This is a genomic window from Collimonas silvisoli, assembly GCF_018305005.1.
GTDB classification, from domain to species: Bacteria; Pseudomonadota; Gammaproteobacteria; order Burkholderiales; family Burkholderiaceae_D; genus Collimonas; species Collimonas silvisoli.
In genome coordinates, this window is record NZ_JAGQEG010000127.1 from 1 (window position 1) to 13,387 (window position 13,387).

11 protein-coding genes are annotated in these 13,387 nt (G+C 53.1%); 2 read left to right on the forward strand and 9 right to left on the reverse strand.

Annotated elements, in window-relative coordinates:
• From KHU33_RS23615 to KHU33_RS23645, 7 genes are all read right to left on the reverse strand, one after another.
• The coding region (locus KHU33_RS23615) for a hypothetical protein (RefSeq protein ID WP_211467533.1) at positions 1-227 on the reverse strand (227 nt) is incomplete at its 3' end.
• 1,287 nt (positions 228-1,514) lie between these two features.
• Complete coding sequence (locus KHU33_RS23620; protein WP_211467535.1) at positions 1,515-2,552, reverse strand: hypothetical protein; 1,038 nt, start codon at positions 2,550-2,552, stop codon at positions 1,515-1,517.
• A gap of 75 nt (positions 2,553-2,627) precedes the next feature.
• On the reverse strand, positions 2,628-2,891 hold the full coding sequence (locus tag KHU33_RS23625) for a PAAR domain-containing protein (protein WP_211467537.1): 264 nt from the start codon (positions 2,889-2,891) through the stop codon (positions 2,628-2,630).
• A 22-nt stretch (positions 2,892-2,913) separates the two neighbouring features.
• Positions 2,914-4,098, reverse strand: a complete 1,185-nt coding sequence (locus KHU33_RS23630; protein ID WP_211467539.1) for a hypothetical protein — start codon at positions 4,096-4,098, stop codon at positions 2,914-2,916.
• A complete protein-coding gene (locus KHU33_RS23635) occupies positions 4,095-5,564 on the reverse strand; it encodes a virulence factor (RefSeq protein ID WP_407928314.1) in 1,470 nt (489 codons plus the stop codon). Before KHU33_RS23635 ends, KHU33_RS23630 begins: the two co-directional genes overlap by 4 nt.
• Positions 5,565-5,569: 5 nt before the next feature.
• Positions 5,570-7,789, reverse strand: coding sequence for a T6SS effector phospholipase Tle3 domain-containing protein (locus tag KHU33_RS23640; RefSeq protein WP_211467543.1), 2,220 nt, complete (start codon positions 7,787-7,789; stop codon positions 5,570-5,572).
• 73 nt (positions 7,790-7,862) lie between these two features.
• A complete protein-coding gene (locus KHU33_RS23645; protein ID WP_211467545.1) occupies positions 7,863-10,610 on the reverse strand; it encodes a type VI secretion system Vgr family protein in 2,748 nt (915 codons plus the stop codon).
• A 726-nt stretch (positions 10,611-11,336) separates the two neighbouring features.
• Between KHU33_RS23645 and KHU33_RS23650 the strand changes: the two genes are divergently transcribed.
• Positions 11,337-12,182, forward strand: coding sequence for a DUF817 domain-containing protein (locus KHU33_RS23650; RefSeq protein WP_407928313.1), 846 nt, complete (start codon positions 11,337-11,339; stop codon positions 12,180-12,182).
• Between the two features lie 187 nt (positions 12,183-12,369).
• Here the strand turns inward: KHU33_RS23650 and KHU33_RS26930 are convergent, their stop codons facing one another.
• Entirely contained in the window at positions 12,370-12,690 is a 321-nt protein-coding gene (locus KHU33_RS26930) for a DUF4359 domain-containing protein (RefSeq protein ID WP_211467549.1), read from the reverse strand.
• A 22-nt stretch (positions 12,691-12,712) separates the two neighbouring features.
• Positions 12,713-12,931 carry a helix-turn-helix domain-containing protein gene (locus KHU33_RS23660; protein ID WP_211467552.1) on the reverse strand — a complete coding sequence of 73 codons (219 nt, stop codon included), beginning with the start codon at positions 12,929-12,931 and terminating at the stop codon, positions 12,713-12,715.
• Between the two features lie 198 nt (positions 12,932-13,129).
• Here KHU33_RS23660 and KHU33_RS23665 point away from each other — a divergent pair.
• Positions 13,130-13,387, forward strand: a 258-nt coding sequence (locus tag KHU33_RS23665; protein WP_211467554.1) for an SDR family NAD(P)-dependent oxidoreductase, incomplete at its 3' end; no start/stop codon positions are given.

Below are 13,387 nucleotides of genomic sequence, written 5' to 3' on the forward strand. Positions count from 1 at the left end.
CAAACGCAAAGGGCGAGTCCTCCCTTGTTGTCATCGAATGACCAAAACGAGTTTCTGTGGGAGTTCGTATTAGGATTGGCTAACAGTTTTTTATTTCTATCATATGCCCAATCAGACACATCTAATCCTGCTTCAATCAGAAGCTCTCGCACTGGCGTGGCTGATTTTGGTTCCAGGCTATCAATGACTGCATGCGAAACAGGGGCGATAACAGGCAAAGGAATCATTTGTTAACTTTCGACATGGAAGGTGCTCAAGGGGGCACTTCATTTTATTAAGGCTGCGAAAGGTAATTTAAACACATCGACGACTTTGCTCGTTGCTTATCTTGGTGAACAACAACGACTTATTGGAGTAGCGAAAATTGATTTTTACAACCCAATTCGGGCGTATTGTCCTGGCTTGGTGTGTGGGGAAGATTTTTAATCTAGCGATACGGTCTTAATAATGACCTCGAATTCCGCCAGCACCTCAGGTTGCCGCTGTCTGAGGTAACGGGCTACAGATTTGTTTTCTAGGAGTTTGCTCAGGTAAAGGTAATCATGACTGAGCTGATGAACCGTGCTACCTCTCACGTGCCGATGACGGAAGCAGCGATCATCAATTACCTAGATCGGCATTTGATTACGTGCCGCATCACACAGATAGAAGATGCCAAGTTAAGAAAAGCAAAATTGTGGTGAGTATGCCAGCGGGAACAGTGGTCGATCAACAAACCGGGAACGCGTCAGATTTATGGGCTCGGTATGATCATCCCGATGTCCGTATTGCGAGATAGCTGTAGTCAATTAGCGCAGCCATCACACAAACACATCAGCAGCTTTTGCTCACGCAGGTGGGGTAGAAAATGTGATGGCCGCTAACTCGTTGATTAGCGTGGAGTTTTTGAGTCATGTCATATCAACGCGGTGGAGAGCCGCATGAACATTGGGGTTTTGACACGCGGCAGGGCTTGGGAAGCTTTCGTTCTGCCATTGAACTACACCCGCAATTCCCGCATTTTACGCGGGATTTGACGGGGTTTGCAAACTTGAAAGATGTTGAGAGGGATAGGGAATGTGATGGCCGATTTATCCGGAGTGTGATCGCTGCAGTGTTCACAGAGAGACATTGACTAAATCTAAGCAGCTATGGCAATACGCTGTATCAACGCTTTCATTGCACTGCGTATCGCTGTCACCTTCAAATTCGTTTCGATATCAATCGCTGTAAGTTATTTAAGATAACGTGAGGCAATTCTCTGAAGACAAAATAGTTTTCTTCGTCATCGAAAAACATTTCCGCAATTCTACCTTTTGTGCTTACCATCAGAAGACGCTCAAAATTAGATAGTATTTTCTCTGGCGGACTTGATAGTCGTGTTCTATCTAAGCGGTTAATAAGAGCCATACCCTCGTCATAAATCCAAGGCATTTTATCTCTGTAGGCTGCGCGGGGTTCGCGGGGAAATTGGCTGCAACGAGTTAACCCAAAATGACGCATTTTGTGCGGTATTTTTAAGCAGGACGAAGGGACTACAGCAGATTCGACACGGAAAACCGCTTTTTCTTCTTCTTGGCGTCTAGTTTCTTTTTCAGGTCACGCCCAATACGCCGGCATTCCGGGCACCAGGAACCATTCCTGATATTTTCCGGCTTGGCCTCCCATATGTGGCCCTCAATGCATTGCCAGTTAAGCGGGGATTTAAGATTGATATAGATGTCCGATAGGCAAAGCCCGCCACGCATCTGGGCAATTTCTTGCATTTCTGAAATTCCTGCACGCACTTTTTCGAGATAGCATTCATGGCACCAATGCCCGCGTTGAATATGTAGGGGTTTTGCTTGCCAGGTATGGCCCTTGGCACACTGCCAGGTCAAACACGTCGCATTGCTCTTGTACGTCTCAGAAAGACAGTGTCCGCCACGCTGCCGTGCCAATTCGTGCATCTTCTCGATGCCTAATCGCTTACGATCAAAACTGCACGTAGGACACCAACTAGTAGTGACGGTTGCCGGCTTCGCCTGCCAAATATGACCGACCGCACACTGCCATTGCAGATGGGTGACAGCATCGATATAGGTCCGAGACAAACAATAACCACCTTTAGCGGTGGCCAGTGCTTGCATTGCCTCTATGTTGCTGCGCATGCTGTCGTAATAACACTGTTGACACCAGTTACCGGCACGTATCTGCGATGCCGTAGCTTGCCAAGTGTGATTATGTGCACAGCGCCAACGCAATTTTTCCAGGTAAGGGCCGGTGCGTTTTGACAGTAACTTTCCTCCCTTTTGTTGCGCCAAGTCCTGGAGTTCTTCCAGGCTTTGGCGTTGACTGTCACGGTAACAAATTGAACACCAAGTACCGTGCTTTACACTATTGGGCGTAGCATGCCACTGGTGCCGTTGTGCGCATTTCCACTGAAGTGGTGTGTCAATATTGATGTAACTGTCCGACAAGCACAGGCCGCCGCGCTCTCGGGCAATCGCCTGCATTTCTTCAAGCGTCAATCGTCGCTGATTGTTTAACGCCTGTAGTGCTGAAGAATATGATAATTTTTTTGTGAGGCGCATTAGCTGAAAATCGGGGGTGCAATAGTGATGCTGCTCGGCGACTTGACAGCTACGACGCTGCCGCAATACGCCTGACTAGCTGCGGCCGCTGTTCGGCATGGTGGAGATCAGCACGGCGCCGCAATTGGTCTTGTGGCCCTCGAAGGCCACAGGGATACCATCAATCAATACCTCGGGATCTCCCTCGGCAATCACGCAATCCTGATGCCCCTGAATCGGACAAATGCAACGGTCTCCCTTACGCGCCACGGCCAGGCCCTTGACCATGCTCTTCGGCGCCGCCGACACCACCTTGCCGCCATGGCTGGTGGGGTCGTTCAAACGGATAACACCACGCATGCTGAATTTCTCCCTGCTCAAATCAGTTGTTTGGACGCTTCCACGGGTCGGTCGGATCAGGACCAGTTGGGACTTCCAATGAATCGGGAACGAATGCCTCCTTCTGCGTGGTTTGTAGCCATCTTGATTTGAAGTACGAACAGCCCTTTATGTTATCAGACGTTTTTTCATCAAGCGGCAACATCACGGGGTACATAACCCACACGCTATATACAGACTCGCGCTCGCATTTAACCTGCGGTTGAAAACTATTGAAACGGACTCGCGGGCTGACGTTGAAATCCAGGTCGAATTTATTCCCCGACACCGGTAAAGGTATGATCGGCTGCTGCAAGTCACGCGTCAATTTCGCACTAAAAACCCGATCCAATAACCAGTCTTTTTCAGTATTCACGTGAAACAGCATGAATTTACGACGCAATTTTTCCGGCAGACTGGCAATATCGACACCCAATGTTTCTGCTACCGAAAAGCAGATGTCATCGTCACAGGGCATCGAACGTTCCACAAAAACCCAAATATCACTCCCGTCGCGTGCAACAAGTGCTGGAACACGCGAGCGTTTTTCTCCACGATAGGCTATCGTTTTATACCAATTACTAGATTTTGACTGCTGATCTGGACGATCAGCGTCATTCCCTGGAGTAATCCACACAAATCCGTCCTCTTCAAAAGATCCGAGGAAATGAGAATTGGAATTTCGGCTGGCGGAGGCAGGACGTTCGAACGTTCTTGACTGAATGCGAATTTCATCCTTCAACGGCTCTCCCTGTGTTGCAGATAATGTCTTCAAGAGATTCCATTCCTTCGGCCGCACCACGAGCGAAATGAAACCATGCGCATCGCAATCAGACGCCATACTCGAATATTCCGGCGAACCAGCTATATCGCACTTTTGCACGCGATAGACTTCCTTCCCTTCTTCCAATGGGAAAATACGGCTCTCAGAGTAAAAAGTAGTGTTCCGAGTGGTCTCCCCTTGGGGAAGAATAACGCATGCAGTTTCTAGGGCCGATACCGCCAGCACAGCAATGAAAAGAAAGAGACGTGCAGGACGCCACCGGCCAGTTGATAGACGGATATGTCGTAAGCGCGAATCGGCTATCTGGCAAAATGCCGAATGGGATAATTTATCATTACCATTTCTTCTCATTGCCTTGACAGAATCGTTGCATGTTAACCGAAGTGTTGCTTCATGCGATTTCATTTTGAATACCCTTGCTGCTGCGGGCCTGCATCGTTGCGCAGACCCCACCATGGCAAATAAGCGTTGCTTTCGCCACGGGCACGGAACCAGGATTTTTCCGGATCGACAGGGCGAACCTTGGCGGGCGGCGTCACCAGCACTGCTGTCGGATGTGCAGCGTCGCTGGTGCCGGCAACCAGCACATTCTTGCCTAGATGGTTGGCGTAGGCAATGCCGAGTGCCACATTGGTCAAGGCGGTGCCGGCGCCCATCTCGCCCAGCAATGCCGGCGTGTTGAAGGTCTGCTTCGTGAAATCGAATTCGACCAGCTCAGTGCTGAGCGTCTGCGCCAGATTGCCGATACGGTCCGACGAATCGGGATGCGTATTGTTGGCGTCATGGATCACATAACTGATATCGGTATCTTGCTTGCCGGCGTTATGGGTGGCCGCATCCATCGTGGCTTTCCAGGCTTGCACAGTGCGGGGCGGCTTACCTTTTTCAGCGCTGAAGTCGGCCACAGCCTTGGTGGCTGGATAACCGACCCATGCCAATGCTGCGCGCTCGGTGTTATAGCCGGGACCGGCCAGCACCAGCAGCACCATGTTTTCGTTGATCTGCTCATCCTTGGGCGGGAAACTTGGTGCGTCCCAGTTCATGACCCAGGTGGTTTCGTTCGGATGTGCTTGCAGATAATCCAGTGCTGCCGCCAGAGAAGTGAAGCCGGCGTTCGGGCCGCCCATCGTTACGCGGACATCGGGTGGAGTGTTGCGGGTCCAAAGTGTAGGAGAGTTGACGTTACCGATAGCAAAACTTCTGGTGATATATTTGCGTAAATAGTCGCCTGCCTCGACCGGATCGAGTTTCCCCGTTGGCAGTGCGTATTCGATATGAATGCCGGCGAGTTCGCGCCAGGACTTCTTGTTTTCGAGCGAGTGGACGTTATAAAAATAGCGGGAATCAGCACCGTAGTTGTCATGGAAAATATCGATCAGCTTTTCAGCATATTTATGGTGAAAGCCTTTGAAGGTTTCTTCCCCATCATTTCCATATGCAACGATCCCAATTGCTTGGAGTTTGGAGTATTTTTTCGGATTGGCTTTGACCATGTCATCGTTCTTGTTGGGTTGCGCCAGGCCCAGCGTCCACAGCAATTGCCATTCAGTGGAATAATCTCGCCGCTGTAGAGGATTGAGCCATTGCACGCCGACGACCTGCGCCATGAAAGGCTTCGTCGCCTCAGTTGTCACTGGAGTCGCCGCATTTGCCGTGGCGATGACAGGTGTACTCGCACATGCTGTCAACAATCCAAAAACGGCAACAGCAGCCAGAGCAGGTAAAGCAAGCAAGCGGGTCATAAGTTCTCCAACAGTCATAGAGTGCAGTGTAGCGGTATCAGCACGCCAGGAGAACCAGAGCGCGATGCCAATCACGAGCAAGAACGCAAGAACGGTCCAGCTGAGCCGCTGGTTGCGGGTAGCGATCATAGTATTCAATGGTGCTCCCTCGGTTGTGGCGCTGCTGGTTTAGGCTCCGGTTCATCTTTCCGCCTGTTGGCGATCTTGGCCGGTATGCTACCTTCGCTGCCGGTGCCGTTGGCCCATTTATAGGTCGACACACCCATGAAATTACCTTCAGAAAAATACTCCTTAAATTGCTTATTGGGGTCGCCATCATCCAATCCATCCAAAATGCGCCAGTCTGCGGCAATTCTCAATTTGTGCAAATCCTTCTCTCGTATATCGCAGCAACCAATCGCCACATCATAAGCCAGCGCCTTTTCCGCGTGCATGCCGTTGGTCATGATCGTCGAATGATCGGTGGCGTGGTCGTCCAGGCTCTCGGCCAGGGTCGTCTTGATCTGCTTGTTGCGCCAGGCAGTATAGTCGGCGCTGGCGCTGTCGGGACTATCCTCTTCCGTGACCTTGTCCCCGTTTTTGTATAGGCCGTCACGCTTGGCCTGCATACGTAGCAGCGCATGATATTCGTAGCGCAACGCTGCTTCGCTGTCCACATTGCCCTTGGCGGCGTCAGTCTTCTCGCGTGGGCCAGCACCTTCGGTATGGTCCTTGTTGATATCGCGATCCCCCGCAAAAGGATCGTCAGCAGTGCGTACGCGCTTCTTGTTGCGTGACTCTCCGGGTAGGTCGAAACCTTGATCGAAATCTGTACTCGTCTGACCGAAGCGCTTCGCCTCCGGCTTAAACGCTTCCGGTAGTTTCGGCGCATCGAGCGGAATGGTCCAATTCTCGGGCGGCATGCCGTTGATGCGTATGCCTAACAATTTTGTGGCGACGATCATCAGCGGTGCGAAAGCATACGTGAACACCTTGCCGATGTCCGTTTCGTTTGCCTCGCGTCCCTTTTTCACTGAATATTTCGCGGTGAGGGAATGCGGCATCCAGAAATCGTCGCTGCCAGCCTTCGGCTTGTTGTACTGGTCGGCCCAGTAGTTATAGTGCTTTCGCGCCGGGTCCCCAACCGCAATGTCTTGCGCAAAGACACGTTGGCTGAATATGCCTGTGCCGCCGCAGGCATCGATTTCTTTCTGCTCCATGCCCCGCCAGCCAATGCCCTGCACCGGAGATGAGGAAATCACCTGGTCATGCGGATTGCAGTACAGGGTGACACGGCCATAGGTCGAGCTGTTATAACCATGATCGTTGCGGTCGCTTTCGGCTGTAAAGCCGTGGTCAGCATTCGCCATGCGCTGGTCGATGCGCGCTGGATCTTGCTCCTTGCCTTTGCGCGCTCCGATGATCTTAAAAAACGCCGCTAAAGTCTCTCTGCGCGCACTAGAAGTCACACGGCCGGTGTGACCTTGCGGATCTTTCATGCCGCCCTGGCTCCAGCTCTCGGTACCGTTCTTTTCCAGCAGGCTGTAGGGTGGATTGCACAACACGTAATTGTCTGCCACGCAGGGACCGCTCCTGCCGTTAGGGTCAACGGGGTCTGGCATCCGGTCGCCCAGGAAGGCGGCAGCCATGCCCACCATATTGCCCTGGCTGTGGCAGACAATGGTAATTGGCACATCAGCCTGCTTCTTGCGCAGCGATTCCACCAGTCTGGCCAGTCGCAACGCCGCCAGCACATAGTAAGGGCGCGGCGGACACGAATAGACATTGCGATCATTGGCGGGATTCATGTGCTGCACATGGACCCAGAGAAACAATTCTTCCGACAAGCCTTCGCCCCAAAGGTCCGGCAGCGAAGTGCAGCCGTTCGCAAAAGGACCACCGCCCCAATAGCCCTCTTCGTTGACGTAGATGCCCTTGCCGTACTGCTGCAATTCCTCCAAGTTGGCTTTATAACCCCAGCGGAAGCGGATCACCGGCGAGAACGTGTCGTCGCCATCGATGAATGTCTTGGGGTTCCTATCTGGATTGAGAAAGCCATCAGGGCTCAGCTCGTCCATGTACTGGGTGGGCCGTAATTGCCCGCCTTCCGTGGTCGGAAAGAACAGATGTTCGTCGCGTCGCTTGAGGCGTGTATTCAGCCCGGCGCAAATCCCTTCTTCCGTCTCCGAGTACCATTCACCGTCGGAATTTACGCCATGCACAAAAATTACCGTGCCCGGTAGCGGCAATTGCTTGAGCACGTCCAGGTAGCTATGGTTAAACAGGCAGATGCCGTCTTTCTGGCCCACAATCAGGCAGCTCAGGTCATCCGCAGGAGAGGCCGGGCTTGCCGGGCTGGTTGAGACATCTGTCATCTTGCTGCATCCTCAAACGTGATCGGTGATTGCTGTCTGGTCAGGTGATGAATCATGGGTAGTGATAAACGTGTCATGGGCGTGGCGTAAAGAAAAATGCCTTGAGTTGCTGCAAGCCGTTGGCAACTACTTTGTTGCCGGTCCCATCGCTGCCGCTTTGGCCGGTCATAGGACCGGCGTCAGGGCGCGCCACATGCATTTTCATGCCTTCGACCGGCTTGCCGTCTGTCGGGTTCAATAGGCGCGGCTTGCGGCCCAGATCCCCTTCGCTGAACTTCGGCAGGTCGCCGCTGGCGCTGGCTGGACCGTCCCAATTGTGACCGTTGGTTTTCACGTTCAGCGCACCCTTGCCACCAATTTCAGGGATGCCGCCGGTGAGACTGAAATAAGTGCCGTTACTGTTCATGATCGTGACCTTGTCGGCCATCAGGATCAGGTGCTTGCCGGCGGTTATTTTGAGGTCCGTTGCAGAATCGATCTGCATGTCGTCATGCTGGCTTTGCATGAGGAATTTGCCATAGTGGGCGATCTGGGTGATGCCGTTCTGGTGCGCGAACACGGATACACCTTTGCCCGCATTCAGATTGAAGCGCTGGCCGGCGGTGAATTGCAGGTGCTGCTGAGCCACGGTGTCGACATTCTTGCCGCCATAGCTGACGATGGTCTTGGGCGTGCTGAAAGCGAGACCTTCCGGCGCCGTGACACTGATGGTCGGTTTGCCGCCCTGACCTTGCGGGGCAGTATTGCCGCCGCCAGCAGCGTTGCCGACATCGTCCTTGAGCGCGGCCTGGGGGGCCTCATCAAGCGCCAGCGCCTGGTGTTCCGCCGCATACTGGCCCAGCGATTTGAACAGGTCCAGGCAGTCTTGCATCAGCGCGATGTGTTCTTCGCTGCTGAGCTGATTGCCGCTGACGTCGAGCCGCTTCCATGCCGATATCAGCAGAGATTTAGCGGTGCGCAGGCTGCCACTTTCGTTGGTGGCCAGCTCGAACCCGTCACCGCGCGCCGTCGCTTTGCCATTGCTGCGCGGGTGCGTCAGGTAGCCTAGATTCAGCTGCGTTTCAGCATGCCCGCTCATTAATTGGGCAGAAATTTGCGCCGGGGTGTCATCGATACGGAGCTGGTTTGTCCTTGTCCCTTGGACTTCCTTGCTGACGATGCCGGACAGGTAGCGGTCGCCTGGCAGGCTGCTGGTACGGCTGAAGCTGGGCGGCGGCGTGGTGCCGCCATGCACGGCGCTGGTGATGATTGGTTTATCGGGATCGCCTCCGAGGAAAGAGACCCGGCACAGCGTTCCTATTCGTGGCAGCGAGATCGCGCCCCATTGCGCGCCGGCCCAGGAGGTCGCCACCCGTACCCAGGCCGAATCGTGTTCGGTAACGCCACTGCTGGCCGCCTGCGGTGCTGCGCGTTCTGCTGGCCGGACGCCAGGGAATCGAACCTTCACGCGGCCGAGATTGTCACAGTGAACTTCTTCATTTTCTGGGCCGACGACGACCACATCCAGCGAGTCGGCACGCGGCAGATCAACGCGGGGATCATAGGCCGGCACGATGGGAATGCCGCGTCGCACACAGGTGAATTGATTGGTGTAACGTACGCCACGCTCGGCATTGGCCTGGCTCAGCGCCGAATCCTGGTTGCTGCTGCCGATCCCCCACTGGTTCAGCGCAAACAGCCGCTGCGCCCGTTCGCCGATGGTATAGGGCAGATTGTTTTCCGCCTCGACCCACAGTTCCGTCATGATGAATTCGCGCTCTTGGGCTGGATGGCTGTCGATACCGGCATGGCCGGTAACGGCAACCCATTCGCCGACGCACAAGTCGCGCACGCCGCTTTCGGCCTGGTAGCATTTTGTGCGGTATTCGTGGCGCTCCATGCGCAGGGTGCCGAGACTGGTGTAATCGGCAGCGCTGTCGCCGATGTGGGGAGCCTCAAGCAGAGTATCGTTCAGCGCATTGGCAAAGCGATTGCCCAGCACGCCCTGGTCATTGGTGCCGAGCAGGTTGGCGCTGCTCATGCGTGCCGTCTTGTAATCCCAACTCTGGCGCGTGACGCTGCCGGCGGTCAGGCTGCGTAGCTTATGCCATGCCGTGATGCAGTCGCGCTGTTCGGTGCCATCGTCGCGATGGTAGCGCACAGTCTTGGCACTATTCTGTTTCAAGGACCAGGCATCATCGAACAGCACCAGCGTATGCCCTGGAGTCTTGTCGCTGCCGGCAGCACTGGATTGACCGGGCCGGAAAAACCACGACAGGCCGCGCCGTTTCCACAAACGGGTCAAGAACGCTGCATCGGATTCATTCCACTGCATCGTAAATTCTCGCTGCGGGTAGCTGCCCTTCAGGTTCGACAACTCGAAATCGAAGGCACGCGCCAAGACAGGATTTTTGTGGCGCCAGTCGCCAAGCATGATTTCCGTAATTTCGACTTCACTCTTGTTGCGGAAGATACGGGTATTGCAACTCTTTTCCATGATCGCTAGCGCGTCGCGCACGATCAGCTGGTAGCTGGCTAGTCCACCATCGGCTTCGCCGGCAACAACGCCGTCGACAATGCCGCACACGGAGCGCATGCCGCCGGAGTCGGTAACGAATTGCAGTTCCACCGGCATCGCCATGAATTGCTTGGTCGGCAGATTGGCCTGGGTGGACACGCACAGCAAATGGTATTCGATGCCGCCGCAGATGCGTTCCACGCCGCGCACATGCTTGACCAGCAGCGCATCATCAACGACGCCTTTTTCTTGCGACAGGCGCAGGCGGATCGGACGATTGGCTTCGGTGAGTTTGGATAACCCAGCTAGGTCTTGCAAGTTCATGCTTTAACTCCGGAGTAGACAAACGGGTGACACAGACAATGTCTGCGCAACTGGTAACACCGCAGTCAAGTGGCAAAGAAACAGAAAGAAAAAATGGGATACACAATATTCAGAGTGGTAGGACCATACACAGTAAAGCACTGTTATGTAACTGTTAAAACTGTCAGGTATTGCCAGTAAATAACTGTGCTACCACACGGCAATCTTACATCGACATAGGCATGCAAAATTGCAAACAATTGTATCATCACGCGAACTGATGGGTATTTCCTTGTGGAAATACGTGTGGTTTTTACGTAATTGCCAAGTCGGCAATGTAAATGACGCACAATCCATATTCATTAATGGAGAGGCTGGGGAGGGGTAGAAAAACAAATACTGTCATTATTGTTGTCATTCTGGAGCCCAAACAGCCCCAAAGCACCCCAATTAATGACAGTGCTATTTCTAAGTTTTTGATTTAAAACGATATATTGGTGGGGGCGGCGGGAATCGAACCCGCGTCCTACATGCGTACGTTACCGATCCGCTACAGCACGGCGTCGGATGTAGAGTCGGAGCGAGGTTGTGCTCTCATTACGCGCCGTGAACAAATCAATGGGCCGACTCAGGCAATGGATTGTCGCAAAGCCCGGACACGAGTACTCTCCATTCAACGCAGCCTGAATCACTTTGAATAATAGTATTCTTCAGATGTCCAGACCAATTAAAACTCGACTCACATCATTGCGACTCAACGCATTTGACAATTATTTGCTTCACCAAGGTGAGCGGAGCGACCTCACGGGCTTTTCTCGCTTTGCGGTCGAGTTCTTTTACTTCGGCATAAAAGAAGCTCGTGCATGCCTGTTCGTGGGGCTGTTTTTCTCGGCCGTGTTTGCGGTGCCGCGTGCTGGCTTATTCGGCGTTCCACGGTACGACCTTCTTCTCATTATTGCCTTGGCTATCCAGGCATGGATGGTATGGGCGAAGCTTGAAACCATTGATGAACTTAAGGCGATATCTCTATTTCATGCCGTCGGCTTCGCGCTGGAGGTTTTTAAAACCTCCAATGGCATCAAGTCGTGGAACTATCCCGACTTCGCCTACACCAAACTGCTTGGCGTGCCCTTGTTTTCAGGCTTCATGTACGCCGCTGTCGGCAGCTATATCATCCAGGCGTGGAGATTGTTTGAACTTCGGGTAGTCCATCATCCGACTTATTGGATGGCAGGGGTGATTGCCATTGTCATCTATGCCAATTTCTTCACCCATCACTACATTGGCGATTACCGCTGGTACATTGCCGCCTGCGCGCTTGGACTGTATGCAAGATCCGCTGTTGTGTTTCGCCCGTTTGACCGCGAGCGACAAATGCCGTTGCTATTGTCGTTCGTACTGATCGGATTTTTCATCTGGTTAGCCGAAAATATCAGCACCTTCTTTGGCATCTGGAAATACCCGAATCAGCTTGGCGCGTGGTCAGTGGTTCACGTCGGAAAGTGGAGCTCATGGTCTCTGCTAGTCGTAATGACATTCACCATCGTAGCCAATTTGAAGCACTTCAAGGAACGTATTCATGTGCCGACGTAATGCGGCGATCGATTCATCAGCCGAACCGGACTATCCCGGAAAGGTGTTGCCGAGCGTTTTTAGATGCGCGCCAAGCATGGCGCGTTGGATGTAAGTGTATCCAGTTTGGTTGTGGCGGCACTTAAACGTGGCGGAGCTCGTGAGATCGCAAGCGAATCGTGTCATGTACTTGGCGAATTCTATGTGATCACGGTGCGTGATCGTCGCTATGTGACTGTGAAATCTGAAAGAAATTACCAAGGATACCTACATATTTTAGATGCCGATTCCCCAGATTCGAGTCGTAAGTGCTAAACAGAATGTAATTATTTCTCACGGTGCTGCTAGCTATGAGGCTGCTAGCCACTCCTCCAAATAACGTTCCCAGTGTCTGAGTTAAGCCATCCCGTTTATTGGCCTCTTGAGTGATTACCTGATGAATGTACTGCTCATAGCTGTCTAGTTTGGGATTTGTGAAGGCCAACAACCCTACAATCGACAGTGCTACGATGGTTGATGAAAGTTTCATTCTTCGCACCTATAATCCGTCGCTAAATCTGCCTAAGCACAAATTCTGGAATGGCATCGCATGCTTCGCACCACGCTATGAACTCCAGCACGTCAAGATACCTTTCCCCTCGTTCGATTTTCGAGACATAGCTCTGCCCTCTGCCTAATTTCTTGGCGAGTTCCACTTGCGTCAGGCCTGACTGACGTCGCACATCCTGCAACATCTGTCGCAGTGCCTCATAACGTTGACTGTAGAGCATGAGGGCATGCTATAGTCCATTTTGGACTATTTTGTATCACTGGACGGGACGCCATCAAAGAGGAAAGCCCGGCCATGATCGGCCAATTCCGCCGTACTAATTCTCGCGTTCACATCAGTTACTACTCATCTATTTAAGATCTCTCTTTGAGAAAGCCGTCCGCAATTAATTGCACCGAAGATCAAAAAGGAAAACAAAATGAGCCACCTTTCAACCTACTTCCCCCTCAAGAACAAGGTCGCGCTGATCACCGGTGCGGCACGCGGCATGGCGCTGCAGATCGCATGCGCGCTTTCCGCCGCCGGTGCGCGGCTGGCGATTCTGGATGAGCTGGAAAGAGAAGGGCGCATCATCACCGGGCTGCTCAACGACGGGCAAGCCAAAGCAAAATTCTGGCGACTCGATGTCAGCGACGGCAACGCGGTGCAGAGAGTGATCGCCGCTGTCGAGGCGCAT

What these genes read in the sequence shown, in the direction of transcription:
- KHU33_RS23645 (WP_211467545.1), bottom strand. Translation starts at nt 10,610, where the DNA reads ATGAACTTGCAAGACCTAGCTGGGTTATCCAAACTCACCGAAGCCAAT.
- KHU33_RS26930 (WP_211467549.1), bottom strand. Translation starts at nt 12,690, where the DNA reads ATGAAACTTTCATCAACCATCGTAGCACTGTCGATTGTAGGGTTGTTG.
- KHU33_RS23620 (WP_211467535.1), bottom strand. Translation starts at nt 2,552, where the DNA reads ATGCGCCTCACAAAAAAATTATCATATTCTTCAGCACTACAGGCGTTA.
- KHU33_RS23640 (WP_211467543.1), bottom strand. Translation starts at nt 7,789, where the DNA reads ATGACAGATGTCTCAACCAGCCCGGCAAGCCCGGCCTCTCCTGCGGAT.
- KHU33_RS23660 (WP_211467552.1), bottom strand. Translation starts at nt 12,931, where the DNA reads ATGCTCTACAGTCAACGTTATGAGGCACTGCGACAGATGTTGCAGGAT.
- KHU33_RS23635 (WP_407928314.1), bottom strand. Translation starts at nt 5,564, where the DNA reads ATGATCGCTACCCGCAACCAGCGGCTCAGCTGGACCGTTCTTGCGTTC.
- KHU33_RS23630 (WP_211467539.1), bottom strand. Translation starts at nt 4,098, where the DNA reads ATGAAATCGCATGAAGCAACACTTCGGTTAACATGCAACGATTCTGTC.
- KHU33_RS23625 (WP_211467537.1), bottom strand. Translation starts at nt 2,891, where the DNA reads ATGCGTGGTGTTATCCGTTTGAACGACCCCACCAGCCATGGCGGCAAG.